Origin of the sequence: Prosthecodimorpha staleyi, assembly GCF_018729455.1 — a bacterium.
Lineage (GTDB): Bacteria > Pseudomonadota > Alphaproteobacteria > Rhizobiales > Ancalomicrobiaceae > Prosthecodimorpha > Prosthecodimorpha staleyi.
Genome location: NZ_JAHHZF010000008.1, coordinates 21117 through 47918, shown reverse-complemented (window position 1 = coordinate 47918; position 26802 = coordinate 21117). Strand labels below are relative to the sequence as shown.

At 69.3% G+C, this 26802-nt stretch carries 24 protein-coding genes; 6 read left to right on the top strand and 18 right to left on the bottom strand.

Features of this window, described 5'->3' with window-relative positions; translation table 11 throughout:
• Positions 1-143: 143 nt before the first annotated feature.
• Entirely contained in the window at positions 144-2333 is a 2190-nt protein-coding gene (locus KL771_RS16580; protein WP_261969656.1) for a glycosyltransferase family 2 protein, read from the bottom strand.
• A 166-nt stretch (positions 2334-2499) separates the two neighbouring features.
• On the opposite strand from KL771_RS16580, the gene KL771_RS16575 reads away from it, so the two are divergent.
• Entirely contained in the window at positions 2500-2829 is a 330-nt protein-coding gene (locus tag KL771_RS16575; protein WP_261969655.1) for a hypothetical protein, read from the top strand.
• 59 nt (positions 2830-2888) lie between these two features.
• Here the strand turns inward: KL771_RS16575 and KL771_RS16570 are convergent, their stop codons facing one another.
• The 3 genes from KL771_RS16570 to KL771_RS16560 form a co-directional block, all read right to left on the bottom strand.
• A complete protein-coding gene (locus KL771_RS16570; protein WP_261969654.1) occupies positions 2889-3845 on the bottom strand; it encodes a prephenate/arogenate dehydrogenase family protein in 957 nt (318 codons plus the stop codon).
• A complete protein-coding gene (gene hisC / locus KL771_RS16565) occupies positions 3842-4945 on the bottom strand; it encodes a histidinol-phosphate transaminase (protein WP_261969653.1) in 1104 nt (367 codons plus the stop codon). The genes KL771_RS16570 and hisC overlap by 4 nt, the downstream gene beginning before the upstream one ends.
• 61 nt (positions 4946-5006) lie before the next feature.
• A complete protein-coding gene (locus KL771_RS16560; RefSeq protein ID WP_261969652.1) occupies positions 5007-5879 on the bottom strand; it encodes a chorismate mutase in 873 nt (290 codons plus the stop codon).
• A 285-nt stretch (positions 5880-6164) separates the two neighbouring features.
• Between KL771_RS16560 and metX the strand changes: the two genes are divergently transcribed.
• Positions 6165-7277: a homoserine O-acetyltransferase MetX gene (gene metX / locus KL771_RS16555; RefSeq protein ID WP_261969893.1), complete on the top strand. Its 1113-nt coding sequence runs from the start codon at positions 6165-6167 to the stop codon at positions 7275-7277.
• A complete protein-coding gene (metW, locus tag KL771_RS16550) occupies positions 7274-7942 on the top strand; it encodes a methionine biosynthesis protein MetW (RefSeq protein WP_261969651.1) in 669 nt (222 codons plus the stop codon). Before metX ends, metW begins: the two co-directional genes overlap by 4 nt.
• A 137-nt stretch (positions 7943-8079) precedes the next feature.
• Here the strand turns inward: metW and KL771_RS16545 are convergent, their stop codons facing one another.
• Positions 8080-9555 (bottom strand): methyl-accepting chemotaxis protein, encoded by a 1476-nt coding sequence (locus KL771_RS16545; RefSeq protein ID WP_261969650.1) that lies wholly within the window; start codon positions 9553-9555, stop codon positions 8080-8082.
• Positions 9556-9750: 195 nt separating this feature from the next.
• A complete protein-coding gene (locus KL771_RS16540) occupies positions 9751-10476 on the bottom strand; it encodes a class I SAM-dependent methyltransferase (RefSeq protein ID WP_261969649.1) in 726 nt (241 codons plus the stop codon).
• A gap of 251 nt (positions 10477-10727) precedes the next feature.
• Between KL771_RS16540 and gloB the strand changes: the two genes are divergently transcribed.
• Both gloB and KL771_RS16530 read left to right on the top strand, forming a co-directional pair.
• Complete coding sequence (gene gloB, locus KL771_RS16535) at positions 10728-11504, top strand: hydroxyacylglutathione hydrolase (RefSeq protein WP_261969648.1); 777 nt, start codon at positions 10728-10730, stop codon at positions 11502-11504.
• 4 nt (positions 11505-11508) lie between these two features.
• Positions 11509-11940, top strand: a complete 432-nt coding sequence (locus KL771_RS16530; protein WP_261969647.1) for a cupin domain-containing protein — start codon at positions 11509-11511, stop codon at positions 11938-11940.
• Between the two features lie 15 nt (positions 11941-11955).
• Here the strand turns inward: KL771_RS16530 and yddG are convergent, their stop codons facing one another.
• Positions 11956-12870 (bottom strand): aromatic amino acid exporter YddG, encoded by a 915-nt coding sequence (yddG, locus tag KL771_RS16525; RefSeq protein WP_261969646.1) that lies wholly within the window; start codon positions 12868-12870, stop codon positions 11956-11958.
• A gap of 376 nt (positions 12871-13246) precedes the next feature.
• Here yddG and KL771_RS16520 point away from each other — a divergent pair, with 376 nt between their 5' ends.
• Entirely contained in the window at positions 13247-15082 is a 1836-nt protein-coding gene (locus KL771_RS16520; protein WP_261969645.1) for an NYN domain-containing protein, read from the top strand.
• 68 nt (positions 15083-15150) lie between these two features.
• Here the strand turns inward: KL771_RS16520 and KL771_RS16515 are convergent, their stop codons facing one another.
• The 11 genes from KL771_RS16515 to KL771_RS16465 form a co-directional block, all read right to left on the bottom strand.
• Positions 15151-16311: a M20 aminoacylase family protein gene (locus tag KL771_RS16515; RefSeq protein WP_261969644.1), complete on the bottom strand. Its 1161-nt coding sequence runs from the start codon at positions 16309-16311 to the stop codon at positions 15151-15153.
• A 40-nt stretch (positions 16312-16351) separates the two neighbouring features.
• Positions 16352-17863, bottom strand: a complete 1512-nt coding sequence (locus KL771_RS16510) for a class I adenylate-forming enzyme family protein (protein ID WP_261969643.1) — start codon at positions 17861-17863, stop codon at positions 16352-16354.
• A gap of 49 nt (positions 17864-17912) precedes the next feature.
• The gene (locus KL771_RS16505) at positions 17913-18164 is read right to left on the bottom strand and encodes a hypothetical protein (RefSeq protein WP_261969642.1); all 252 of its coding nucleotides are present in this window, start codon (positions 18162-18164) and stop codon (positions 17913-17915) included.
• A gap of 93 nt (positions 18165-18257) precedes the next feature.
• Complete coding sequence (locus KL771_RS16500) at positions 18258-19139, bottom strand: 3-hydroxybutyryl-CoA dehydrogenase (RefSeq protein WP_261969641.1); 882 nt, start codon at positions 19137-19139, stop codon at positions 18258-18260.
• 377 nt (positions 19140-19516) lie between these two features.
• Positions 19517-20461: an electron transfer flavoprotein subunit alpha/FixB family protein gene (locus KL771_RS16495; RefSeq protein WP_261969640.1), complete on the bottom strand. Its 945-nt coding sequence runs from the start codon at positions 20459-20461 to the stop codon at positions 19517-19519.
• A gap of 19 nt (positions 20462-20480) precedes the next feature.
• Positions 20481-21230, bottom strand: coding sequence for an electron transfer flavoprotein subunit beta/FixA family protein (locus KL771_RS16490; protein WP_261969639.1), 750 nt, complete (start codon positions 21228-21230; stop codon positions 20481-20483).
• Positions 21231-21592: 362 nt separating this feature from the next.
• Positions 21593-22312, bottom strand: coding sequence for a rhomboid family intramembrane serine protease (locus KL771_RS16485; protein WP_261969638.1), 720 nt, complete (start codon positions 22310-22312; stop codon positions 21593-21595).
• Between the two features lie 134 nt (positions 22313-22446).
• A complete protein-coding gene (locus KL771_RS16480; RefSeq protein ID WP_261969637.1) occupies positions 22447-23025 on the bottom strand; it encodes a cob(I)yrinic acid a,c-diamide adenosyltransferase in 579 nt (192 codons plus the stop codon).
• 91 nt (positions 23026-23116) lie between these two features.
• Positions 23117-23308, bottom strand: a complete 192-nt coding sequence (locus KL771_RS16475) for a twin transmembrane helix small protein (RefSeq protein WP_054360045.1) — start codon at positions 23306-23308, stop codon at positions 23117-23119.
• 250 nt (positions 23309-23558) lie between these two features.
• Positions 23559-24401 (bottom strand): SDR family oxidoreductase, encoded by an 843-nt coding sequence (locus tag KL771_RS16470; protein WP_261969636.1) that lies wholly within the window; start codon positions 24399-24401, stop codon positions 23559-23561.
• 578 nt (positions 24402-24979) lie between these two features.
• Complete coding sequence (locus KL771_RS16465) at positions 24980-26662, bottom strand: acyl-CoA dehydrogenase family protein (RefSeq protein ID WP_261969635.1); 1683 nt, start codon at positions 26660-26662, stop codon at positions 24980-24982.
• Positions 26663-26802 lie beyond the last annotated feature (140 nt).

Below are 26802 nucleotides of genomic sequence, written 5' to 3'. Positions count from 1 at the left end.
AGAAAAACGAGCCACCATGACGGCTCCATACCATTCCGGTCTAAAGCGAGCCAGAGCCGTACTTTGGCGATGGTGCCCAATTCCGAAACGCGTGTCCCCAGAGACACAGACAGTTACAGAAAAACCCGCATCCTAACAACAGCTTAATTTTCCGCGGCCCGCACCGCGAAAGCGCCTTCGGCGCGGTCGAAGGACGGCGAGACGATCGGATCGTCGAGGACCGACGCCGCCCAGCGTGCCCGAAACCGCGCCGCTTCGGCCTCGAACCGCGCGCGCCGCGCGCCCTCCCGGTCGGCGCCGCGCGAGGCTGATTCGAAATGGGTCAGCCGGGCGTCAGGCGTGATCACCGTCCTGAGGCCGAGCGCGCGTGCGCGCAGGCAGAAATCGACATCGTTGAAGGCAACTGCGAAAGCCGGGTCGAACCCGCCGAGCCGGTCCCAGACCGCCTTGCGCACCACCAGGCAGGCGCCGGTGACGGCGGCGACCTCGCGCCTTGCCAGCAGCCGCCCGCCCGGTCCGGCGGCGTCGCCCGGCAGGCCCCGGTCCATGTGGCCGGCCGTGCCGTGCATGCCGAGCAGGATGCCGGCATGCTGCACCGTCCCGTCCGGGTAGAGCAGGGTCGCGCCGACCGGGCCGACATCGGCCTGCAGCGCCTCGCCGACCATCGCGGCGAGCCAGTCCGGCCCGATCGGCACCACGTCGTCGTTGAGAAGACAGAGGATTTCGCCACGCGCCGCGGCCGCGGCGCGGTTGTTGAGGCCGGCATAGTCGAACGGGCCGGGCGCGCGGAGGAGCCGGATGCCCGGACGACCCGCGGCGGCCTCCAGCACCGCGAGGGCGTCCGGATCGACCGAGCCGTTGTCGACGACCAGGATCTCGAGCGCCGGGTAGTCGGTCCGCTCGGCCAGGCCCGCCAGACAGGCGCCGATCAGGTCCGCCCGATCCCGCGTCGGCACGATGACGCTGACGAGGGGCGCCGCCGACGGCAGCGCCCGGCGTACACGGACGAAGCCCGGATGCCCCGAAACCGGAACCACGCGCCCGGCCTCGCCGCGTCGGGCGAGATGATCCGCCACGCAGGCGACCGCCGCCGCCGCACGCTCCGCCGCGGTCGCCGGGCTCCAGCCGTCAACGGGGCCGTCGTCGCGCCGGCTGGCGACCGTCTGCGCGACGCGCCGGATCGCGCCCGGCGGCGCGGCTTCGGTCACCCTGAAGGCGAGATCGTAGGGTTCGGCGCCGGACCTGAGCCGGGCCGCCTCTGCCGGCCAGCAGGATCGGGCGATCAGCAGGGGCACGCCCATATAGGCATGGGATTCCAGGAGCGCGGGCGACCAGGACGGCTTGAACCGCGGATGCCGGCGATGCCCGTCCGGCCCGGTCTCGTCCTCGTCCGCATAGGCGAGCGCCAACGTCTCGGCCGTCTCGGCCTCCGCCGCGAAGGCGCCGACGAGACCGGGATCGGCGATCCAGCCGGGCGGCAGCACGGTGATCGCCGCCGCCGCGGAGGCCTCGACCCCGGCCGTCACGGTCGCCGCCGCCGTCGCCCCGCCGGCGACCGGCACGGTCGCGATCCGCGCCGCACATCCCGACGCACGAACGGTCGCCAGCGCCGCATCCGCCGCCGCGAGGCGATCGGCCGGGCCGGCCAGGACCAGTTCGTCGAAGCGCCGGACCTGCCCGGCGAGCGACCCGAGCGTCGCCGCCACAGCATCGGCCGCGACGGCATCAAGAATCGGGACGATCACGACGATCGGTGCTGGCGGACGCGATTGCTCCGCGGGATCGGGCGCCGTCCGGGCGTCGAGCCAGGCCGCGTAGCGCCGTTGCGCATCGTCACTTCCCTCCCCGCCCCCGCCCGGCGGCTGGGCCGTCTCGAAGCGGCGCGGGTTCAGGACCGTGGCGAGCGCGGCCTTCAGGTAGCCGGCGAGCGGACCGGGGCCCCGGCGGGCGGCGCGGACGGCACCCGCCAGCGCCATGCTGGCGACCGCGAAGGGGCCCATCCGCCGCAGCACGAGCCGCTCGAGCCGGAACGGCCCGGGCAGGCGCCCCGGCTCGACTTCGATCTGCCGGAACGGTTCGGGCGCCCGGAAGGTCCCGACGAAGATGCCGCCCGCATCCCGCTTCAGGACGGTCGAGCGTGTCCGCTCGAACCGGCCGCCGAAGCCGGGCAACACGCGGACCTGCAGGTCGTGGCCGGCCTGGATCCCGATTTCGAGCGCGTACCAGCCGGGCCGGGCCTCGGCGGTGAGATCGAAGGTGATCGACGGCGCGAAGCCGGTCGCCCGCCAGGCCGCCGGGGCACCGTCCGGCTCGACGTGACGGCGCGCAGCCACCCGGACGTCCGTCAATCCCTCGGTCCCGCCTGTCCCTGTCAGCCCGCCTTCCGCCATCGTGATCCCGGTGTTATAGGCGTGGCCGCTTGGGTGCCGCGCCGAAGCGGTCGTCGCCGCGTGCGATGCCGCCGCCGGCGCTGCGGCACCATCCAACCGGAGTTCCGTCATGACCGATCCCGTCGCCGCCGCGCAGGCCAGTTCCGGCTTCCGGCAGTTGGCCCTCTGCTGGTTCCGCCGCAAGGACTACGAGCAGGCCAAGGCGCTGATGGAGGACGCCGACCGGCTTTACGAAGACTACGATACCTGGCTCAAGGAAGGCTGGGCCTTCGAGCGGGAAATGTCCGACAAGGGCGTACGCACGGTGCGCATCCGCTTCGACGAACAGAGCTTCCTCCTGTTCTGCGCCACCCATGCGATGCCGCGCGATGGCGTCGCGCGCGCCGAATGGGCCGCCTACGAGGCGATCCGCCGGGCGCCCCCCACCGCCCGGCGGTGACAGGACACCCGCCCGGCGGTGACCGGACGCCGGTGCGCCTGAGGCGCGCGCCGGCAGCCTCAGCCCTTCGCCAGGATCTCGGCCGGTCCGCCAGCGGATGCGCGTCCGAAGTCCGGCGCCGCGGTATCCTGGCCGACATCGATGATGCCGCGCCGGATCGCACGGGTCTTGGTGAACAGCTCGAACAGCGCATCGCCGTCGGAGAAACGCACTGCCCGCTGCAGCGCGAACAGATCCTCGATGAAGCGGCCGAGCATCTCGATCACCGCCTCCTTGTTGTGCAGGAACACGTCCCGCCACATGGTCGGGTCGGAGGCGGCGATGCGGGTGAAGTCGCGGAAGCCGCCGGCCGAGAACTTGATCACCTCCGAGGCGGTAACCTGTTCGAGATGCGCCGCCGTTCCGACGATGTTGTAGGCGATCAGATGCGGAATATGGCTGGTGATAGCCAGCACCATGTCGTGGTGCTCGGGTGTCATGGTCTCGACCTTCGAGCCGGTCGCGCGCCAGAAGGCGGCGAGGTGCTCAACAGCCGCCGGATCGGTGCCGGGCGGCGGGGTCAGGATGCACCAGCGATTGTGGAACAGCTCCGCGAAGCCCGCATCCGGACCGGAATGCTCCGTACCGGCGACCGGATGGGCCGGCACGAAATGAGCATGGGCCGGCAGGTGCGGTGCCATCTGGCGGACCACGTCGGCCTTTACCGAACCGACATCGGAGACGATCGCGCCCGGCTTGAGATGCGGCCCGATCGCCTGCGCGACGGCCTCCGAGGCGCCGACCGGCACGGAGACGATCACGCAGTCCGCGCCTTCGACCGCCGCGGCCATGTCGGTCGTGTAGCGGTCGCCGAGGCCGAGTTCGGCCGCCCGGTCGAGCGTCTCCTGGCGCCGGGTCGAGACGACGATCTCGCCGGCGAGCCCGTCGCGGCGCGCCACGCGCGCGATCGAGCCGCCGATCAAGCCGATCCCGATCAGGGTCAGGCGCCCGAAAATCGGCTTTTCCGCTGCGCTCACCGGAGAAACTCCGTCAACGCCGCGATCGCCGCCTCGTTGGCTTCCGCCGAGCCGATCGTCATGCGCAGGGCATTGGGCAGTCCGTAGGCATCCATCCGACGCACGACGATGCCGCGGTCGAGCAGGAAGGCATCGGCGTCCGGCGCGCGCTTGCCGGCCGCGTCCGGGAAATGGATCAGCACGAAGTTGCCGACCGAAGGCGTCACCGTCAGGCCGATCGCCTCGAGCGCGCCGACCACCTTCGGCAGCCACTCCTCATTGTGGTCGGCGGCACGCGCCGTGAAGTCGCGGTCCTCGATCGCCGCCACGCCGGCTGCGATCGCCGGGGCGGAGAGGTTGAACGGGCCGCGGATGCGATTCATGGCGTCGATCACGGCGGCCGGCCCGTAGGCCCAGCCGAGGCGCAGGCCGGCGAGGCCGTAGATCTTGGAGAAGGTGCGCGCCATGATCACGTTCTCGCTGGTCGAGACCAGTTCGATGCCGCTCTCGTAGTCGTTGCGCCGGACATATTCCGCATAGGCTGCGTCGAGCACCAGCAGGACCCGCTTCGGCAGGCCGGCATGCAGCCGCTTGACCTCGTCGAAAGGCAGATAGGTGCCGGTCGGATTGTTCGGATTGGCCAGGAACAGGACGCGCGTGCGCTCGGTGACGGCGGCCAGCAGCGCGTCGACATCCGCAGTCAGGTTCTTCTCCTTGACGGCGATCGGCGTGCCGCCGGCCCCGGTCACCGCGATCGGATAGACCAGGAAGCCATGCTCCGAATAAATCGCCTCGTCGCCGGGGCCGATATAGGCATGGGCGATCAGGTTCAGAATCTCGTCCGAGCCCGCGCCACAGATCAGCCGCTCCGGGGCGAGGCCGTAGAGCCGGCCGATCGCGTCGCGCAGCGCGGTGGCCGAACCGTCCGGATAGAATTCCAGGCTGCCCGCCTGGGCCTGATAGGCCGCGATCGCCTTCGGGCTCGCCCCGAGCGGGGTCTCGTTCGAGGACAGCTTGTAGAGCTTGCCGCCGCCGGTCGCCTTGGACTTGCCCGGAACATAGGGGGCGATGTCGAGCACGCCGGGGCGCGGGATCGGGCGGTCGAGGGGGGCGGCGGTCATGACGGGCCTCGTGGTCGGCAGGAAAGTGAACGAGCAGGCGATCGGTATGGAGCGATACGGGTCAGTCGGCCGGCGCGCTGCGGGCGGGCGGGCCCGCCGGCAGGCGGATCGGCGCCGGATAGCCGCCGACGACGCGCGGGGTCCTGACCTCCACACCCGCCGCCGCGAAGGCGGCCGGAACGGTGGCGCGGTCCTGCGCGGCCGGTATGGCGATCAGGAATTCGGCGCGCGGGCCTTCGTCGTGACGCGCCAGCAATTCGATGCCGGCATCGGCCAGCGCGCGCGCCGGATCGCGGTCACCGACGCCCGAGCAGGCGAGGATGTCCACCTCCGGTGCGATCGGCTCGCTGATCGGATTGGAGACAACCAGCGCCGGCAGGTCGGCGACGCGCCCGGGCATGTCGATATAGGGCAGGCGCGTGATCACGCGCGGCCCCTCGCCGCCGAGCCGGTTCCACCAGGCGCCGACCCAGCTCGGCTGCGACAGGCGGATGATGCCGAGATCGGAGACCGATGCCGCGACCGCCTCGATCACCTCGTCGGGCCCGGGCAGCATGTGGGCCGGCACCGTGAAGCCGCAGTAGAAGCGGGCCAGATCGCGCATGGCGACGGGATCGCGACCGCCGTCGAGATGGACCTCGTAGTGGGCCTGCAGGAAGGTGAAGGTCGAGACGATCTCGCGCCACATATGCTCGAGCGCGATGATCGGCAGGATGCCGCGATGGCGCGCCACGAGGCGCCGCATCATGTCGGCCTCGCGCGCCGGCCGGAAGGCGGCGCCGGTCACGTCGGTGCGCTTCACCTTGATCAGTTCGTCGATGATCGCCGACCGCGCCACCAGGAGCCGGTGCACCTCCTCGTCGATCGCGTCGATCTCCGTGCGCAACTGCCCGAGCCGGACGGCGAGATCTGCAGGCGGAGGCGTATCGGACATGACGGAACCGGCAACGGGAGCGGGGCTTCTTCATAGGGAACAGCCCGCGCGAAATCAAACGGCAGCGATTGGCTCAAGTGTTCGGCCGCCGATCCCACGGCAGTGCGGTGACCCGGTCGGTCGCCGATGCCATTGACAGAGGCGGCCGGCGGCGAATAGCTGAGCGCCCCGCCGCCTGCGACAGGCTGGAACTCCCGGAAGGGTCAGATGGGTAACGGTGGAATTCACGCCGTGGACGATGCGGTCGAACTGGCCCGCCTGCGCCAGACGGAGACGCCGGACAGCATGGTCGTGCGGTTCGGCGCCGACCAGCCGCTTCCGCTCGATTCCGGCCACAGCCTCGGTCCCTGGCAGATCGCCTACCAGACCTATGGCCGGCTCAATGCGGACAAGTCGAACGCCATCCTGGTCTGCCATGCGCTGACCGGCGACCAGCATGTCCACAACATCCACCCGGTCACCGGCAAGTCGGGCTGGTGGGATCTGGTCATCGGGCCCGGCCTGCCGATCGACACCGACCGCTATTTCGTCATCTGCGCCAACGTGCTCGGCGGCTGCATGGGCACCACCGGCCCGGCATCGGTCAATCCGGCGACCGGCAAGCCCTACGGTCTCGACCTGCCGGTCGTGACCATCGGCGACATGGTCCGCTCGCAGGCCGCGCTGATCGACCATCTGGGCATCGACACGCTGTTCCTGGTGATGGGCGGCTCGATGGGCGGCATGCAGGTGCTGCAATGGGCCGCGGCCTATCCGGAGCGCGTCTTCGCCGCCGCGCCGATCGCGGCCGGCGCGCGCCATTCCTCGCAGAACATCGCCTTCCACGAGGTCGGCCGGCAGGCCATCATGGCCGATCCGGACTGGCACGGCGGCCGCTATCTCGATGCCGGCACCAGCCCGCGCAAGGGTCTGGCCGTCGCCCGCATGGCCGCGCACATCACCTACATGTCGGAAGCCTCGCTGCATTCGAAGTTCGGCCGCCGCCTGCAGGGGCGCGACCGGTTGACCTTCGGCTTCGACGCCGATTTCCAGATCGAGAGCTATCTGAGGCACCAGGGCCTGTCCTTCGTCGACCGCTTCGACGCCAATTCCTATCTCTACGTGACGCGCGCGATGGACTATTTCGACATCGCGGCCGAGCATGGCGGCAAGCTGGCGGAGGCCTTCCGCGGCACCAGGACGCGCTTCTGCATCGTGTCCTTCACCTCCGACTGGCTGTTCCCGACCGCCGAGAGCCGTGCCGTGGTGCATGCGCTCAACGCGGCCGGCGCCAGCGTGTCCTTCGCCGAGATCGTCACCGACCGCGGCCACGATGCCTTCCTGCTCGACGAGCCGGAACTGTTCGGCATCCTGCGCGGCTTCATCGACAGCGCCGCCCGCGCCCGGGGGCTGGCATGACCGAACGGCCGACGACCACGGCCGCAGGCCAGGGCACCCTCTTCCAGGCCGGCGGGGAGCCGCGCGTCGATCTGCGCGTGATCGCCGATCTGGTCCCGCGCGGCGCGCGCGTGCTCGATGTCGGCTGCGGCGACGGCGCCTTGCTGCAATGGCTGGCCCGCAGCCGGGCGGTCGACGGCCGCGGCATCGAGCTCAGTCAGAAGGGCGTCAACGAATGCGTCGCGCGCGGCCTGTCGGTGATCCAAGGCGATGCCGACACCGACCTCGTCTACTATCCGGACGATGCTTTCGATGTGGTCATCCTGTCGCAGACCCTGCAGGCGACCGGGCAGCCGAAGGAAGTGCTGAAGCACCTGCTGCGCATCGGCCGGCGGGCGATCGTCTCGGTGCCGAATTTCGGCTACTGGCGCATCCGCCTGCAGTTCCTGCTGCGCGGCCGCATGCCGATCACCGAGGATCTGCCGTACAGCTGGTACGACACCCCCAACATCCATTTCTGCACGATCCGGGATTTCGTCGAACTGACCAAGGAGCCCGATGTCGGCGCCGAGATGGAAAAGGCCGTGGCGCTCAATGCCGGCGGTCAGGCGATGAGCCTCAACGCGCCGTGGTGGTTCTGGAACCTGTTCGGCGAACAGGGCGTCTTCGTGCTCAAGCGGCGCTGACGGATCCGTCTTGACGGTGCCGGCGTGACCCACGTCCCGTGCCGGAGGTGATCCGGCAGCCTTCACCGGATCGCGGACGAAGCTCGCCGGGCCCCTCAGCCGGCGACGCATGGCCCGCGGCGATCAGGCGATGGCGATCAGGCGATGGCGCGGCTGGCCTCGCGCACGGTCCGGGTCGCCTGATCGACGAACCTCGTCTGCTCCGCGATCTGGTTCATGTTCCGGCTGATCACCTCGACGCCCTTCGACGCGGTCTGCATGTTCTCGGACATGTCGCGGGTGACGGCCGTCTGCTCCTCGACGGCGGCCGCGATGCCGGACGAGATTTCGCTGATCTTGCCGATCACATCGGCGATGCCGGCGATCGCATTGACCGCCTGACTGGTCGAGACCTGGACGGCATCGATCTGCTGGCCGATTTCGTCGGTCGCCTTCGAGGTCTGTCCGGCGAGGTTCTTGACCTCGGACGCGACGACGGCGAAGCCGCGGCCGGCATCGCCGGCCCTGGCCGCCTCGATGGTCGCGTTGAGGGCGAGCAGATTGGTCTGGCCGGCGATATTGTTGATCAGTTCGACCACGGCGCCGATCCGCTGGGCGGCGCTGGTCAGTCCCTGCACGATCTCGTTGGTGCGTTCGGCCTGCTGAACGGCCGTCGAGGAGATCGACCGTGCCACCGAAACCTGCCGGCTGATCTCTTCCACCGAGGCGGCAAGCTCCTCCGCGCCGGAGGCGACCGCCTGGACGTTGGCGGAGGTCTGCGTCGAGGCGCTGGCGGCGCTCGACGCCTGCCGGTTGGCCTCCGAGACGGCCTCCGTGACCTTGTCGAGGTCGGTCGCGATCGCCTTCTGGGCCTCCTCGCGCCGCTGGCGTTCGCGCACCATGACGGTGATGTCGGTGCAGAACTTTACGACCTTGAAGTAGCGCCCCATGGCGTCGGCGATCGGATTGTAGGTCGCCTGGAGCCAGACCTCCTTGCCGCCCCGGCCGATGCGCTTGAACTCACCGGCCTGGAACTCGCCGCGCCGCAGACCCTCCCAGAAGCGCTGATACTCCGTCGAATTGCGCGCACCGGTCTCGACGAACATCGAATGGTGCTTGCCCTTGATCTCGTCCAGCGTATAGCCGACCGCGCTCAGGAAATTCTGGTTCGCTTCGATGATGTTGCCGTCCAGCGTGAAGTGGATCACGGCCTGCGACTTGCCGATCGCGGCGATCTGGCCTTCATATTCGGCATTGCGCAGTTTTGTCGCCGTGATGTCGGTCGCGAACTTGATCACCCGATAGACCTTGCCGGCGCCATTCAGCACGGGATTGTAGGAGGCCTGGATCCAGACCTCGCGCCCCCCCTTGCCGATGCGGCGATATTCGGCGGCCTGAAACTCGCCGCGGCGCAGCCGGTCCCAGAACTGTTGATAGGCCGACGATTCACGTTCCGCGGCATCGACAAACATCGAATGATGCCGGCCCTTGACCTCATCGAGCGTATAGCCGAGTGCCGCCAGAAAATTCGCATTGGCGTCGAGAATGCGCCCCGTCGGATCGAACTCGATGACCGCCTGCGATCTGTCGATGGCGCGAAACTTGTCGCGCAGTTCCGAACTTCCAAAGAGCATGGATTTTCTCCCCTCACCGGTCCTGAGGTACCGCATTTTATATATGAGATATTGGATATCTATTTATTACCAAATGGTTAAAAATTAGAATTGCGCTGTTTCCAAATGTTAAAATCAGAACTAATCACCCCGGATATTTTCCAGGAACTTTCATTCAAATCGCTTTGAACTACTCCCTAGGTATGGTTACGGATACTAACTCTGCGGAACCAGAACCGGTTGAAACACAGACCGGCGCTCCCGGACGCGTACACGTGCCGGCAACCCCTGATACATTTGCTTCGTCGCTTCGACCAGAATCACGCCGGCCAGCGCGGGCCAGAATTTCTGCCCGATTCGCTCGATCGCCGGGGCGGAGCGCACCAAGAAGCGGCGCTGGAATGGCGGCGTGAACAGGACGCCCTGCCAGTCGATCGGAGAAAACAGAGTATCCTTCAACAGCTTGTCCATCTGTCCCCGCGAGAAGGGGCGACCATAGCCGAAAGGGGTCGTTTCCATCCGCGCCCAGATGCCGGTCCGCGACGGCACCGCCGCGATCAGGCGCCCGCCCGGTGCCAGCACGCGCCAGACTTCGCGCAACACCTCCGCCGGCTTTTCCGCCATTTCCAGGCAATGCACCAGGAGAACACGATCCATCGAGCTGTCCGGCAGCGGCAGGTCGTTCTCGTGCACCAGCGCGGTCGCCGAAGGCCCCTCGCTCGGCCAGTTGACCACGCCCATCTGGGCCGGCATGAAGCCGATCACGCGCTCCGCCTCGTCCTTGAACGGGCGCAGATAGGGCGTGGCATGGCCGATCCCGAGCAGGCGGTCGCCGGCCACCTTCGGCCACATGGCGCGCAGGCGCTGGCCGAGGATCGAGCGCGTCACGCGACCGAGCGGCTCGCCGTAAAAATTCCTCAGATCGACGATGTCGAGATACATTCTGAACCCATGGCTCGCGATCGGCGTTGTCCTGCCGATCCCGCTGCGGCCCCGGACAGAGACCTGACGATACTCTGGCCGCGGGATCGGCGGAATGCTAGGGGTTCGAGCCGGGCGGACGGTTCCCGTCCGCCTCGTCGATCCGAACCACTAACGCTATGATTTCGTGGTCGATTCAATCTGACATGCACGGGACGCAAAGGTCGGATCGAATGGACCGCGAGGCAGGGTGACGAAGAAGGAGTGACCGCTTGGCCCGACTGCAGATCTACCAGTTCGCCTGCCTCTCCGACAATTACGGCGTTCTGGTCCACGACCCGGCGTCGGGTGCGACCGCGTCGATCGACGCGCCGGACGAAGGCCCGATCCTGCGCGTGCTCGAGGAGACCGGCTGGCGGCTGACCGATATCTGGGTCACCCACAAGCACCACGACCATATCGGCGGCGTGGCGGGTCTGAAGGCCCGCTACGGACTGCGCGTGATCGGTCCGCGTTCCGAGGCCGACCAGATTCCGGGCCTGGACGTGCCGGTCCAGGAGGGCGACCGGCTCGCCTTCGCGGGCCATGAGGTGCTGGTGCTCGACACGCCGGGCCACACCGCGGGCCATATCGCCTATGTGCTGCCGGACGCCAATGCGGCCTTTGTCGGCGACACCCTGTTCGCGCTCGGCTGCGGGCGGGTGTTCGAAGGCACCATGGCCGACATGTGGGCCTCGCTGCAGAAGCTGCGCGCGCTCCCGGTCTCGACCGAGATCTATTGCGGGCACGAATATACCCTGTCCAACGCGCGCTTTGCCGTGTCGGTCGACCCGGACAACGCGGCGCTGCGCACGCGGCTGGCCGAGATCGAGAAGCTGCGCGCGGAGGGGCTGCCGACCCTGCCGACCTCGATCGCGCGCGAGATCGAGACCAATCCGTTCCTGCGCGCCGACGATCCGGATCTCGCCGCGGCCCTCGGCATGGCCGGCGCCGACCCGGTGGCGGTGTTCACGCGCCTGCGCGAGGGCAAGAACCAGTTCCGGGGCTGACGCCATGGACCGACAGGCCGAAGAGATCATCCGCCGCCTCGGGCTCGTGCCCCATCCGGAGGGCGGACACTATCGCGAGACCTTCCGGGATGCCGATCCGGCCGGCGGCCGCGCCCGCTCGACGGCGATCTATTTCCTGCTGGCGGAAGGCGAGCGCTCGGCCTGGCACCGGGTCGACGCGGTCGAGATCTGGCACTGGCATGCCGGCGCGCCGCTCGAACTGGCGGTCTCGCCGGCCGGTCGCCATGTCGAACGGACCCTTCTGGGCGGCGACGTGCTGGCCGGTCAGGTGCCGCAGGGCATCGTGCCGCCCGGCGCCTGGCAGAGCGCCTGGAGCCTCGGTGCCTGGACCCTGGTCGGCTGTACGGTCGCGCCGGGATTCGAATTCGCCGGCTTCGAGATGGCCCCGGCGGGTTGGCATCCGGCTGAGGGTTAGGCGGTCCGACGCCCCTCAGGCGTCGGTGGCGGCGGCTCCGCGCCCGCCGCCGGTCTCCGCGCTCCGGCCGAACAACATGTCCTTCGAGGCGATCAGCGCGCCCGCCGTGATCGCCACGGCGCCGACCGCGATCGCCGGCGTGAAGCTGCCGAAGCCGGCGGCGACGAGCAGCAGCGTCGAGGTCAGCGGCGACAGGTAGGCGACCGCACCGAGCACCTGGATGTCGCCGCGCTTGACACCGTAGTCCCAGACGAAGAAGGCGAGGCCGACCGGGAACAGGCCCAGTCCGACCAGCGCCGCCCAGGCACCGGGACCCGCCGGCCAGACCGTCTGTTCCAGCGCGACATGGCACAGCCCGGAGAGCACCGCCGTCGCCAGGCAGAAGCCCGCGACGGCCTCGGTCGGCACCGCGCCGAGCCGGCGCGAGACGACCGAATAGCTCGACCAGGTCAACGCGGAGACCACCGCGGCGGCATAGCCGGGGATATGGGCGGCCTCGATGACCAGCCCCCGCCCGCCGGTGACGATCGCCGCCGCGCCGCACAGGCCGATCGCGGCGCCGATGACGTGATGGGCCCTCAGCCGCTCGCCGGGCAGCAGGCCGGAGAAGAGGACGATCAGCAGCGGCCAGCAATAGTTGACGAGATTGGCCTCGACCTTCGGCGCCAGCTGCAGCGACGTGAAATAGAAGAAATGGAACCCGAACAGGCCGCCGGTCCCGATCAGCCAGACCTTGGCCGGCTGCACCAGCAGGCCAAGGCGCCCGGTCGCGGCGAGCCAGAGCGTCGCCAGCGTGCCGGACAGGCCGAAGGTCAGGGCGGTGGTCAGGAAGGGCGGCACCGGGCCAGCCGCCGCGGCGAGCACGCCGAGCGTCGCCCACATGGCGACGGCGCTGAGGCCGACCAGGGTGGCGACGTTTCGGCTGGTCATGGGCGGGGTCCGGATCAGGCGGGTTACAGGCGTCGGGCGCGGCGAATCGGCGCCTCGGCGTGTCGGCCGGCCCGCCGTCCGGCGGCCTGCAGACCTCGCGTCCTGTAGCCTGCGGGCCGGTGCGGGTCCACCCCCATGACGTGCACCGGCGCATCAATCGGACGGTCGCTGCACGGCCGGCCGTTGGAATGACGAAAGATGGCATCGCCGCACGATTAAAGGGCGTCCGACATTTCCGTCGGACCGGCACATGCGGTAGCCTGCAGCCGACCCGATGCCGCCCGGACAGGCAGCCGACCGTACCGCACTTTCCCAAGCCCCCGCATTTCCGGCGAGACCGGACGCGGGCGCCATTTCAAAGGACTGGCCGAAACCGATGGCCGAGACATTGCGATCCGTTCTGTTCGTCGACTTCGACAACGTGTTCTTTGCGCTGCAAAGCGCCGACAAGGATGCCGCCCGCGCCTTCGCCAACGATCCGCAAAGCTGGCTCGATGCGATCGAAAGCGGCGTCCTGATCGAGGAGGCGGACGGCAGCGAGCGGATCCGCCGACGCATCCTGATGCGGCGCTGCTACGCCAATCCGGCGGTGATGCGCTATTTCCGCCCGTCCTTCACCCGCTCCGGCTTCCAGATCGTCGACTGCCCGCCCCTGACCGGCAAGGGCAAGAATTCGGCCGACATCTACATGGTCGTCGACATGCTCGACGCGATGCGCCACGAGACCCGCTTCGACGAATTCATCATCCTGTCCGGCGACGCCGATTTCACACCGGTGCTGACGCGTCTGCGCGCCTATGACCGGCGCAGCGTGATCTACTCCAATGCCGTCACCGCCGCCGCCTACAAGGCGCTCTGCGACGGCATGATCACCGAGGAGCGGCTGATCGACCTGACCGGCTTCGGCGACGACGATTACGAACGCCCGCCCGAACCCGCAAGGGCCGAGCCCGCGAAACCCGAACCCGCAAGGGCCGAGCCCCTGCGTGCCGACGCCGCTCCCGCCCGGCCCGAGCGGATCCGGTCCGAACCCATGCGGGCCGAAGCGGCCCGTGCCGAACCCGTTCGCAACGGGCCGACGCGCTCCGATCGGCGCGAAGCGGCGCGCGACCTCACCGCCCCGCGCGACCCATTGCTGCCGCCGGCGCGCCGACAGGATCCGCTCCGCCCCCGGCCCGGAGTCTATGAGGCGGCACCGGACGACGGATCCGAGACCGAACGGGGCACCGCCGGCGAAATCCACGGCGGCGGCATCCCGAGGGGAAGCCTCCCGGAGGGAAGCCTCGCCGGAGGCGTCTCTCAGGACGGTATCCCCCAGACCGGTGCCGCCGAATCCGGTGCCGCCGAAGCCGGCGCGGGCCGGGAGAGCGGTTCGGAGGCGGCGCGGCGGATGGATGACATCGAGGGTGTCGCGCGCCGGGTCTCGGCGGCGACCAGCGTGCCGGCCTTCGCCCCCGAGGTCTATGCGCAGCTGTTCCGGGCGCTGGCCGCCGAGGTGGCCGAGCGCGGCTTCAGTCTCAACCGCACCGTCAACGGCGTGATGCGGCGGCTGAGCGAACACGGACTGAAGCTGCGTCCGCAATCGGTCGCCTTCGTCGTCAAGGGGCTGATGCTCAGCGGCCATGAATTCGCCGCCGGCGACAAGCCCGGGTCGCTCGCCAAGGCCTTCCGCCGGCAGGTGCTCTATCTCGCCGCCAATGCCGACTTGGTGCTGGCCGATGCCGAGCGCGCCATGGTCGGCGCCTGGATCGTCGGTGCCTTGCGCGCTGGCCCGCCGGGCGAGGCGGTCGAACCCGAACCACTGCCGGGCGACCAGGAGCGTGCCGCCGAGGCGGCCGGCATCACCATCGAGGAGACCCTGCATCCGCTCCCGCGGCATGCTCGTGCCGAAAGGTCCGAAGCCGAGCGAGAGGTCGATCCGGACGGAGCGCCGGACTACGAGCCGGATGAGGCGGACGAGCCCGAAGACGACAGCGATCCGGATGAGGACGATCCGGAGGACGGCGAAGAGGCCGACGACGACGGGTCGGACCGGGACGACGAAACGGACGATGACGATGGGGGTGACGAGGATGCGTCAGGCCCCGGCGAGTCCGCCCCATCGTCCTCCGCAGCTGCCGGCCTGGAGCGTGAGGCGCCCGCCCCCGCCCCGGTCCGCAAGGTCTCGATCGAGGATCTGCTCGCCCGCATGCGGACGCCGCGCGGATCGTAGGGCGCGACGCCCCCGGCTGTCGGCATCACCGGCCTGAGGGCAATCCCCGGCGCGCGCGATCGGCCTTCTCAGGCCGGCAGGGCGCGCTCGACCAGCCGAACCCAGTAGGAGGCGCCGTAGGGGATCGCGGCGTCGTCGAAATCATAGGCCGGGTGGTGCAGGCCGGCCGTATTGCCGTTGCCGACGAAGATGAAGGCGCCCGGCCGTTCCTCCAGCATGAAGGCGAAGTCCTCGGAGCCGAGTTCCGGCGGCATGGCCGTGTTGACCGCGTCCGCGCCGGCAACGTCGCGCGCGACCTCGGCGGCGAAGCCCGCCTCGCGCTCGTGGTTCACCAGCACCGGATATTCGCGATTGTAGTCGAGCACCGCCTTGACCCCGTAGGCCGCCGCCGTCGTCTCGATCACCTGCCGCAGCCGCGCCTCGACATGGTCGCGCACGGCGGGCGACAAGGTGCGGACCGTGCCGACAAGCCGGCCGGTCTGCGGGATGACATTGTCGGTGAAGCCGGCATTGAAGCAGGTGATCGAGATCACCGCCGAGGCAATCGGGTCGATGGTGCGCGAGACGATGTGCTGCACCGCCTGCACGATCGCGGCACCGGCCAGCACCGTGTCGCAGCACAGATGCGGGGTCGCGGCATGGCCGCCGACACCTTCGAGATCGATCGTGATCGTGTCGCAGGAGGCCAGGAAGGCCCCGCTGCGCAGCGCGAAACGGCCGACCGGGATGCCCGGCGCATTGTGCATGCCGTAGACCGCGTCGACGCCGAAGCGGGTCATCAGCCCGTCGTCGATCATCGCCTTGGCGCCGCCGCCGGCCTCCTCGGCCGGCTGGAAGACCAGCACCGCGGTGCCGGCGAAATTGCGCGTCTCGGCGAGGTGGCGCGCGGCGGCGAGCAGCATGGCGGTATGGCCGTCATGCCCGCAGGCATGCATCCGGCCCGGCACCTCGGAGGCCCAGTCCTTGCCGGAGGTCTCCAGGATCGGCAGCGCGTCCATGTCGGCCCGGAGCGCGATGGTGCGCCCGGGCGCGCGGCCATGAATGACGCCGACGACGCCGGTGCGGCCGATCCCGGTCGCCACCGCATCGACCCCGAAGGCGGTGAGCTTGTCGGCCACATAGGCCGCCGTGCCCTCGACCGCATAGCCGAGTTCCGGGTGGCGGTGCAGGTGCCGCCGCCAGCCGGCGACCTCCTCGGCGGCCGCGTTCAGGGAATTGACGATCGGCATGGCGAACCCCTGTCCGGTTGCTCGAACGAGCACCTCACACTTAAGATTCCGAGCCGCGCAAAGCCCGCCTCAGGACCTTGCCGGAGGCCGTGCGCGGCAATTCCTCGAGAAAGACCCAGGCGCGTGGGCGCTTGTAGTCGGCGAGCCGCAGCGCCGCATGGGCGGCGAGCGCCGCCGCATCGGCGACCGCTCCCTCGCGCAGCACCACGAAGGCGGTGACCACCGAAATCGCCGCCCCGGCGACCTCCGCAACCGCCACCTCGGCCACGTCCGGATGATCCGCGATCGCCCGCTCGACCTCTTCCGGCGCGACCCGGTAGCCCTGCGCATTCATCTGGTCGTCGGCGCGGCCCTCATACCAGACATAGCCGTCGGCATCGAAGCGCGCGAGGTCGCCGGTCAGGAACCATTCGCCGCGCATCTGCGCCGCCGTCTCGGCCGGCAGGTTCCAGTAGCCGAGCATCAGGCCCGGATCGGTGCGGTCGATCGCCAGGATGCCGGTCTCGCCGTGCATGAGCGGGGTCTCGCCACTGGCCACGGGCAGAACCGCGAGCCGCCGCCCGGCCTGCGGCTTGCCGGGGCTGCCCGGCCGGGTCGGCACGTCCGGTCCGGAGGACAGATAGGTCGAGATCTCGCTCATGCCGAGCGCCTCATAGAGCGGGCGGCCGGTGCGGGCGACCCATTCGTCGTGCAGCGCCGCTTTCAGCGCCTCGCCGGCCGAAAGGCCGTGGCGCAGCGCCGGCATCCGCTCCGGCTGGATATCGGCATATTTCAGGATGCGCCGGTAGAGGCCGGGCACCGCGGCGAAGAGCGTCGCGCCGGTCGCCTCCAGGAGGTCGGGCCAGATCTCCGGTGGCCGGTCGCCGAGATGGACGATGCTGGTCGCGCCGTTGACCCAGGGGTCCATCAGTCCGGCACCGAGCGTGTAGGTCCAGTTGAAGGCGCCGGCATGGAACAGGCGGTCGTCCGGCCCGATCCCATACCAGCCGCGATACATCGGCCGCCGGCCGAGCAGCACGCGCTGGGCATGCAGCACACCCTTCGGACGGCCGCTGGTGCCGGACGTATAGACCAGGAAGGCCGGATCGTCGGCCAGCGTGTCGGCGAAGCCAGCGGGCCGGGCGGCGGTCAGCCGCGACGGATCGTCGATCGTCGCGACGCCGTCGCGCGCCGCCGGCATGGCGCCGGAGCCGTCGCCGACCACCAGGCGGGCGCCCGAATCGCCGAGGATCAGGTCGGCCTCGGGTCCGGTTAGTTGGGTTGAGGTCGGGATCGGCACGAAGCCGCCCGCGATGGCGCCGAGGAACAGGACCGGGAACAGCGAGGTGTTGCCGACCCGCAGCAGAATGCGGTCGCCCCGGTTCAGCCCCGCCTCGGCGAAACCGCCGGCGGCGGCCAGCGCGGCGTCGCGGAAGGCCGCATAGGTCCAGGTCTCGGCGATCCGGCCGCGCGGGCCTTCGGCGACCATCAGCGCGGCCTTGTCGGGCTGGCGGTCGGCAGCGGCCAGGCAATGGGCGGCGAGATTGAAGCGGACGGGCGGCGTCGCGCTCATGCCGCGCTCCGGGCACGCGGACGCGCGCGCCGGACGTCCGGGCGTGCGATCAGGCGAGCAGGTTCAGGGAACTGGTGCTGGCGGCGAGCTTGGCGCGGGCCTGCGCCTGGATCCGCTCGGCGGTCTGCTGGATGATCAGCGTCACCTGGCTCGAGCCGAAATCCGTCATCTGCGAGGCGAAGGTGTCGGCCGCCGACGCGATCGAGTCGCGCGCGCTGTCGGCCGCCTGCTTGTTCATGACCGACAGGTTGCGCGGCGTATAGAGCTGCGGCCGATATTTGGAGATGCCAGAGATCGCCATGATGGCCGCTTCCAGATCGTTCAGGCGACGAGGATGGCACGCCACACCTTCACGATTCGTAAACGACCATGACCGGACCCTTTCCGCCCCAGCTCAGCGGGTCGGGATCGGCTTCTCGCCGCGATAGTCGTAGAAGCCGCGCTGGGTCTTCCGGCCGAGCCAGCCGGCCTCGACATATTTCACCAGCAGCGGGCACGGACGATACTTCGAATCGGCCAGCCCCTCGTAGAGCACCTGCATGATCGACAGGCAGGTATCCAGGCCGATGAAATCGGCCAGTTGCAGCGGGCCCATCGGATGGTTGGCGCCGAGCCGCATGGCGGTATCGATCGCATCGACCGAACCGACACCCTCGTAGAGCGTGTAGATCGCCTCGTTGATCATCGGCAGCAGGATGCGGTTGACGATGAAGGCCGGGAAATCCTCGGCCACCGTCGAGACCTTGCCGAGCCGCAGCACGAAGGTCTTGCAGGCGTCGAAGGTCGGGTCGTCGGTCGCGATGCCGCGCACCAGCTCGACGAGCTGCATCAGCGGCACCGGGTTCATGAAGTGCACGCCGACGAACTTCTCAGGCCGGTCGGTCGAGGCGGCGAGCCGCGTGATCGAGATCGACGAGGTGTTGGTCGCCAGGAGCGCGGAGGACTTCAGGAGCGGGCAGATCTGGGCGAAGATCTTGCGCTTGATCTGCTCGTTCTCGGTCGCCGCCTCGATGACCAGGTCGCAATCGGCCAGCGCGTCCAGGTTCTCGGCGGCGGAAATGCGGGCGAGCGTCGTGACGCGCTCGGCCTCGCTGATCTGGTTCTTGTTCACCTGGCGGGTCAGATTGCCGTTGATGGTGGCCAGCCCCGACTGGATGCGGTCGAGCGAGATGTCGTTCAGCGCGACGTCATATCCAGCGAGCGCGCAGACATGGGCGATGCCGTTGCCCATCTGGCCGGACCCGATCACGCCGACCTTCTTGATCTCTATTCCCATCGTCCGTCTCGCTCTCCGATCGCGTGCCATGCCCCCGGACCGCCGGCCGGAGGCATGGAATGCGATCCATGCCGGATCCATCGCCGCAATCCGTTGCGGCACCGCCCCGGAAACCGGGTCTCCGAATGCCGCGGCGGGCGACGTCGAGCGGGCCGCCATCCTAACGCGGTCCGTCTGGCGTACAAGCCATCGGATGGTCGAAATGCTGCGCTGCGGGCTTCGAGAGGGCCGTCCCAGTCCGTGCGGCCGAAAGGCTTGATCGCGTTCGCCAAGATCGCCGTGCCGGCCATGCAAACGGGCGGGAACCTCCGGCTCCCGCCCGCTTCCGACCTGCGACAGTCCGCCTCACGGCCCCGCGGCCATGACCCGGCCCCCGTTCAGCGGCCGAGCTTGCCGAGTTCGGCGGCCAGTTCCGGCAGCGCCTGATAGAGGTCGGCAACCAGGCCGTAGTCGGCGACCTGGAAGATCGGCGCCTCCTCGTCCTTGTTGATCGCGACGATGACCTTGGAGTCCTTCATGCCGGCGAGATGCTGGATCGCGCCGGAAATGCCGACCGCCACATAGAGCTCGGGCGCCACGACCTTGCCGGTCTGGCCGACCTGCCAGTCGTTCGGGGCATAGCCGGCATCGACCGCCGCGCGGCTGGCGCCGATGGCGGCGCCGAGCTTGTCGGCGACCGGCTCGATATAGGTCGTGAAGTTCTCGCGGCTCTGCATCGCGCGGCCGCCGGAGACGATGATCCGCGCCGAGGTCAGTTCCGGACGGTCCGACTTCGACAGCTCCTCGCCGACAAACGTGGAGAGACCCGGATCGGCCGCGCCGCCGACTGTCTCGACCGGGGCCGAGCCGCCCGTGCCGGCCGCCGGGAAGGCGGCGATGCGCACGGTGACGACCTTCTTGGCGTCGGTAGACTGCACGGTCTGAGTGGCGTTGCCGGCATAGATCGGCCGCTCGAAGGTGTCGGCGGAGACGACCTTGGTCACGTCGGAGATCTGCATCACGTCGAGCAGCGCGGCGACGCGCGGCATGACGTTCTTGCCGGTCGTGGTGGCCGGCGCGACGATCGCGTCGTAGGGGCCGGCCAGCGAGACGATCAAGGCCGACAGCGGCTCGGCCAGCGCATGGGCGAGCCCGGCGCCTTCGGCATGCAGCACCTTGGCGACCCCGGCCAGGCCGGCGGCCTCCTGGGCGGCCGCGGCGGCATTCTCGCCCGCGACCAGCACATGGATGTCGCCGCCCATGGCCTGGGCGGCCGAGAGCGCCTTGTGGGTGGCGTCCTTCAGGGACGCATTGTCGTGTTCGGCGACGAGAAGAATGGTCATGGTTCCGGTCTCCTCGCGCTCAGATCACGCCGGCTTCGGACTTCAGCTTCTGGACCAGTTCGGCGACCGAACCGACCTTCACGCCGGCCTTGCGGGCGCCCGGCTCGACGGTCGTCAGCACCTTCAGCCGCGGCGTCGTGTCGACACCGAAATCGGCCGGGGTCTTCTCGTCGATCGGCTTCTTCTTCGCCTTCATGATGTTCGGCAGCGATGCGTAGCGCGGCTCGTTGAGGCGCAGGTCGGTGGTCACGATGGCCGGCATCTTCAGCTTGACGGTCTGCAGGCCGCCGTCGACCTCGCGGATGACCGACAGCATGTCGCCGTCGACGGTCAGCTTGGAGGCGAAGGTGCCCTGCGACCAGCCGAGCAGGGCGGACAGCATCTGGCCGGTCTGGGCGCAGTCGTCGTCGATCGCCTGCTTGCCGAGGATGACGAGGCCCGGGGCCTCCGCCTCGACGACGCCCTTCAGGATCTTGGCTACCGCCAACGGCTCCAGCGCGGCGTCGGTCTTCACCAGGATGCCGCGGTCGGCCCCCATGGCGAGGCCGGTGCGCAGCGTCTCGGCCGCCTGGGCCGGCCCGATCGAGACCACCACCACCTCGGTCGCCTTGCCGGCTTCCCTCAGGCGCAGGGCCTCCTCGACGCCGATCTCGTCGAACGGATTCATCGACATCTTGACGTTGGCGAGGTCGACCCCCGAGCCGTCCGGCTTGACGCGGATCTTGACGTTGTAGTCCACCACCCGCTTGACGGGCACGAGTATCTTCATGATCGACAGCCCTGTCTCACGGCGCCCGCGAACCCGGCCGGGCCCGGCGGCGCCCTTCAGAATTCCCCGCCGCCTCCGAAGACGACGCGACGCCGTGGCGCCGGACGACTGCGGACCCGACTTCGAGCGCCCTGCCCCCGACGGGAGGCAGACCGGCGCTCCGCCGTTCCGGATCCCGAGCCACACGGATCAATCCATCCGGCTTCGGGATGCTCCGGCGATCCGCCGAACCCTCAGCGCGGTGCGATGACGTCCTGGCCTGACGGAAGCGGATCGTCTTTGTCGAGAGCGACACGAAAGTGCGCTGGGACGCTAATGATGCAGTGCGGCCAAGTCAACGTGACCAAAGGGATCGAAACCGGTCACGCGGTGGCGCCGAGATCGGTTCCGCTGTCGAACAGCCGGACGCCGGGCCGGCGCAGCACGAGCACCAGCGCGGCGCCGGCCGCCAGCCCGCCGATATGGGCCCACCAGGCGACGTTGTCGCCTTGGTGCACCGCAACATTGTAGAACTGGAACAGGATCCAGGCGCCGAGCGCCAGCCAAGCCGGGATCGGCAGCGGAATCCGTCCGAGCGCCAGGATCCACAGCCTGACCCGCGGGTGCAGGATCAGATAGGCGGCGACGATGGCGGCGATCGCCCCGGAAGCGCCGATCAGGGGCAGGTCCGAGGTCGGATTGAGGAGAACATGGGCCCCGCCCGCGACCGCCGCGCTAACCAGATAGAAGGCGAGGAACTTCAAATGCCCGAAGGCATCCTCGACATTGTCACCGAATACCCAGAGGAAGACCATGTTGCCGGCCAGATGCCACATGTCGGCGTGCAGGAAGGCATAGGAGACCAGCGTCACCGGCGGCGGGACGAGGTCGTAGATGGCCGGCATGCGCCGGATGCCCTCGACCACGCTCGGAATCACCCCGAAGGCGACCGTGGCGCCGGTCTCGGCATTGGGAATGAGCGTGGATTGGGCCGCCAGCCAGATCGCGGCATGAACCGCGACCGTGACGCCGATCAGCGCCCAGGTGACATACGGAAAGGCGACGTGGCGCAGCGGATTGGCGTCATGCAGGGGAATGAACACAGGCGGCCGGCTCCGGCGGGCGATGGCCCATCATAGGCGCGAAAGCCGCGCCCCGGATAGGCCCCGGTCCAGCTTCCACGCGGACAGGGGCGGCAAGCGCCTGGCGGCGGCCGCCTTTCCCCGGCCTGGCCGGATCACCGGTTCTGGCCCGGCACCCAGAGCACGTCGGCGGCGCCGCGATCGTTGACCCAGCGGGCGGCCACGAAGAAGAAGTCGGACAGCCGGTTGACGTAGTGCAGCGCCGCGGTACCGACGATCTCGTCCGGCTGTCCGGCCAGTTCGACCATCAGCCGCTCCGCGCGCCGCGAGACCGTGCGCGCGAGGTGCAGATGGGCGGCGGCGGGCGACCCGCCGGGCAGCACGAAGGAGCGCAGCGGCTTCAGGTCGGCGTTGAGTTCGTCGATCTCGCGCTCGATCCGCTCCACCTGCGCCGGCGTGATCCTCAGCGGTTCCCACGCGACCGGCTTGCCCTCCGGCGTCGCCAGGTCGGCGCCGAGATCGAACAGGTCGTTCTGGATGCGCGCCAGCATGGCATCGACGACCGGTGCCGCCGCACCGGTGTGCAGACGCGCCAGACCGACCGTGGCGTTGGTCTCGTCGACCGTGCCGTAGGCTTCGATCCGGAGGTCGAATTTCGGCCGGCGCTCGCCGGTCGACAGCGCCGTGGAGCCGTCGTCTCCGGTGCGGGTATAGATGCGGTTCAGGACGACCACGTCCGTGTCTCCCCTTGGCGGGCCGCCGTCCGGAAGATCCGGGCGGCGCCGTCTGTTTCTGGTGCGGCCGCGCTCCGGCCGATCCCGTGCCTCAGCGGCCCATCAGCCAGATCGCGGTCATGATCACCACGATGGCGACGAATTGCAGGCCGACGCGCCAGCGCATCAGCTTCTGCGAGGTGTTCGGGCTGCCGCCGCGCGCCATGTTGATCAGGCCGAGCAGCAGGACGACGCCGACCGCGAGGATGGCGAAAGGCACGAGCATGTTGACGATACTTTCCATGGCGGGTCCTTCGGCCTTGGCGGCGCAGGCGATACACGGGACGAGCGGGCCGCTCCCTTCGATCGCAGGCCGGCTCCGGGCGCGCGACCTTGCCGGCTTGCCGGCAGGCCCGCAACCCCCGACGCCGCCGACCCGTCATACGCCGGAAGCGGGCGGTCGGATGGCGGGCCGGCCCCACCAACACCCCGGCGATCGGCCGACCGTAGGCGCGGCGCCCCCTGAGAGCGGGCGCATCGGATCGGAGTCCGTCCTAGCGGTCTTCCCGATCGGAGACCCGGCGCAGGAAGCCGACCAGCGCGCGGCCCGGCAAGATGCGCCGGACCACGTCCATCACATAGGTCGGCACGGTGACCGAATAGTAGGGCTTCGGCCGGTCGCTTTCGAGGGCGTGGATCAGCCTGTCGACCACCGCCTCGGGCGGCAATTTGAAGCGCCCTGCCCCGCCACGCTCCATCCGCCCGAGCCGGCGCCGGTAGATGTCGCGATGGGCCGAACCGTCGATGTCGATATTCGCCTGGAACGCCGCCATCGCATTGGGCACGAAGCGGGTCGCGATCGGGCCGGGACGGATGGTCGAGACCGCGATGCCGGTGCCGTGCAATTCCTGGCGCAGCGTGTCGGTCAGGCCTTCGAGCGCGAATTTCGAGGCGATATAGGCGCCGCGATATTTCATCGCGACGATCCCGAGCACGGAGGAGCACTGCACGATCCGGCCGGCGCCGTTGGCCCGCATGGCGGGAATCAGCCGGCAGGTCAGATCGTGCCAGCCGAACAGGTTGGCCTCGAACTGCGCGCGCAGAATGTCGGTCCGCAAATCCTCGACCGCGCCCGGCTGACCATAGGCGCCGTTGTTGAACAGGGCGCCGATCCGGCCGCCGGTGCGCTCCAGCACGGCCTCGGCGCAAGCTGCGATGCTGCCGGCCTCGCGATAGTCGAGCCGCAGGGGCTCCAGGTCGAGGGCCGCCAGCGCGTCCAGGTCGGCCTCGGCCCGCGCGGTCGCGAAGACCCGCCAGCCGCGCGCCTTCAGCATGACGGCGGCCGCCCGGCCGATGCCGGTCGACGCGCCCGTCACCAGGATGGTTCGCGGCAGCATGCAGATCTCCTTTGAGCGGTCTCCCGATGCTTCCGCAGGGGCACCGCGATCGGGGTGGGGACGGCGCGATCCGTCGCCTGCGGGAAGGCGAAGGCCGATCTGGCCCGGCAAGGGTCTCGGCCCTCCCATAGCACGTCCCGGTGCCGACGCACGCCCGCGTCGTGTTGCACGCCCGCGCGCCCCGGATCTCGCGCCGCCGCCGAACCGCAAAAAGACGAAAGCCGGTCGGGAGGTCCCGACCGGCTTCGCCCAGAGCATGCAATCACCGTGTATGCAGTTCATCGCATGGACGATTACAATCGGCAACACCATTCCTACCGGAGGGTTAACGCGACCGCCCGCGATGCGGGGCTTCCGGTTAACCGTGCCTCGGCGGCGATCGGCGCCGTCGGCGCCCCCCGGTCGAGGCGCCCGGCGCCGCCCCACGGACCCGCCAAACCATAAAAAAAACCGGTCGGGGACACCGACCGGTTTTACAAGTTTTTGGCAAGAATCCCCTGAAAACCTGCCGTTAGGATAACTCCATGACGGGAGGCTGTCTGCCAACCCCCCAATTCTGCGGGTGCGTCCGGCGGACCTCAGCCGTTGCCGCCATCGAGGATGCGGCGGGCGATCACCTGCGCCTGGATCTCGGCTGCCCCTTCGAAGATGTTCAGGATCCGGGCGTCGCACAAGACCCGCGAGACCGGATATTCGAGTGCGAAGCCGTTGCCGCCGTGGATCTGCAGCGCGTTGTCGGCCGCCGCCCAGGCGACGCGGGCGCCGAGCAGCTTGGCCATGCCGGCCTCCAGGTCGCAGCGCTTGTCGTGATCCTTCTGGCGCGCGGCGAAATAGGTCAGCTGGCGGGCGATCATCACCTCGACCGCCATCATGGCCAGCTTGTCGGAGACGCGCGGGAAGGCGATCAGCGGCTTGCCGAACTGGATGCGCTCCTGGGCATAGCGCAGGCCGAGATCGAGCGCGCACTGGGCGACGCCGATGGCGCGGGCCGCCGTCTGGATGCGGGCGGATTCGAAGGTCTGCATCAATTGCTTGAAGCCCTGCCCCTCGACGCCGCCGAGCAGATTGGCGGCCGGCACCGCGAAGCCGTCGAAAGCGATCTCGTATTCCTTCATGCCGCGATAGCCGAGCACCTCGATCTCGCCGCCCGACATGCCCTCCGCCGGGAAAGGCTCGGCATCGGTGCCGCGCGGCTTCGGCGCCAGCAGCATGGAGAGACCGCGATAGCCGGGCTGGTTCGGATCGGTGCGCACCAGGAGCGTCATCAGGTCGGCGCGGACCGGGTGGGTGATCCAGGTCTTGTTGCCCGAGACCTTCCAGACATCGCCGTCCTTCACCGCGCGGGTGCGCAGCGAGCCGAGGTCCGACCCGGTATTGGGCTCGGTGAACACCGCCGTCGGCAGAACCGCACCGGAGGCGATCAGCGGCAGCCATTCGGCCTTTTGTTCGGGCGTGCCGCCGCCAAGGATCAGTTCGGCGGCGATCTCGGAGCGGGTGCCGAGCGAGCCGACGCCGATATAGGCGCGCGACAGCTCCTCGGAGACGACGCACATGGATTCCTTGCCGAGACCCAGGCCGCCGAACTCCTCCGGAATGGTCAGGCCGAACACGCCGAGTTCGGCCAATTGGCCGACCACTTCCATCGGAATGTATTCGTTCTTCAGATGCCATTCGTGGGCATGCGGCACGACCGCGTCGGCGGCGAACCTGAACATCTCGGCCCGGAACTGGTCGAGCGTGTCGTCGAGGCCGGTATCGCCGACCGTCAGCGCGCCTTCCGACCGGGTCATCGCCTCGACCAGCACGGCGCGGTTGGCGACCGTGTTGCCGGTCTCGATCAGGTGCAGGATTTCCGGCGTGCGCAAGAGCGCAAGGTCGGCCTCGCCGAGGCCGAGATCGGCCGGACGGACGAACTCGCCCTGGTTCATCGGGATGCCGCCCGGGATCTGGGCCAGATACTCGCCGAAGGCGACGTGCACGATCGCCGCCTCGACCGGGCCGAAGCGGCCGAGATCGGTCAGCCGCTCGGCATAGCCGGCCATCTCGCGCAGCGATTCCACGTAAGTTGCCAGCCAGGCGAGGCCATGGGCGGCGCGCTGCTCGCGATCGACCAAGTCGGCCGAGATGCGGCCGTCCTTCTCGACCCGGGCGCGGACCCGGTCGCGGGCGCGGTCGAGGAACCGGTCGAGCGCGCCGACGGCGGCGCGGGCAGCCGGGATCAGGGCGGGCACAGGATCGAGCGAGACGGCTGCAAGTGTCATCAGGACCTCCCGGAACGCGGCGGCTTCCGCGCTACTGTCGCATGTGTTGCGGTGCGGGAAAATATGGATGCCGCACAGGACCGCAAGCGCGACCTTCGTGGGCCTTTCGCCGCAAGGGGCCCCGCGCGGCCAATTCTGGG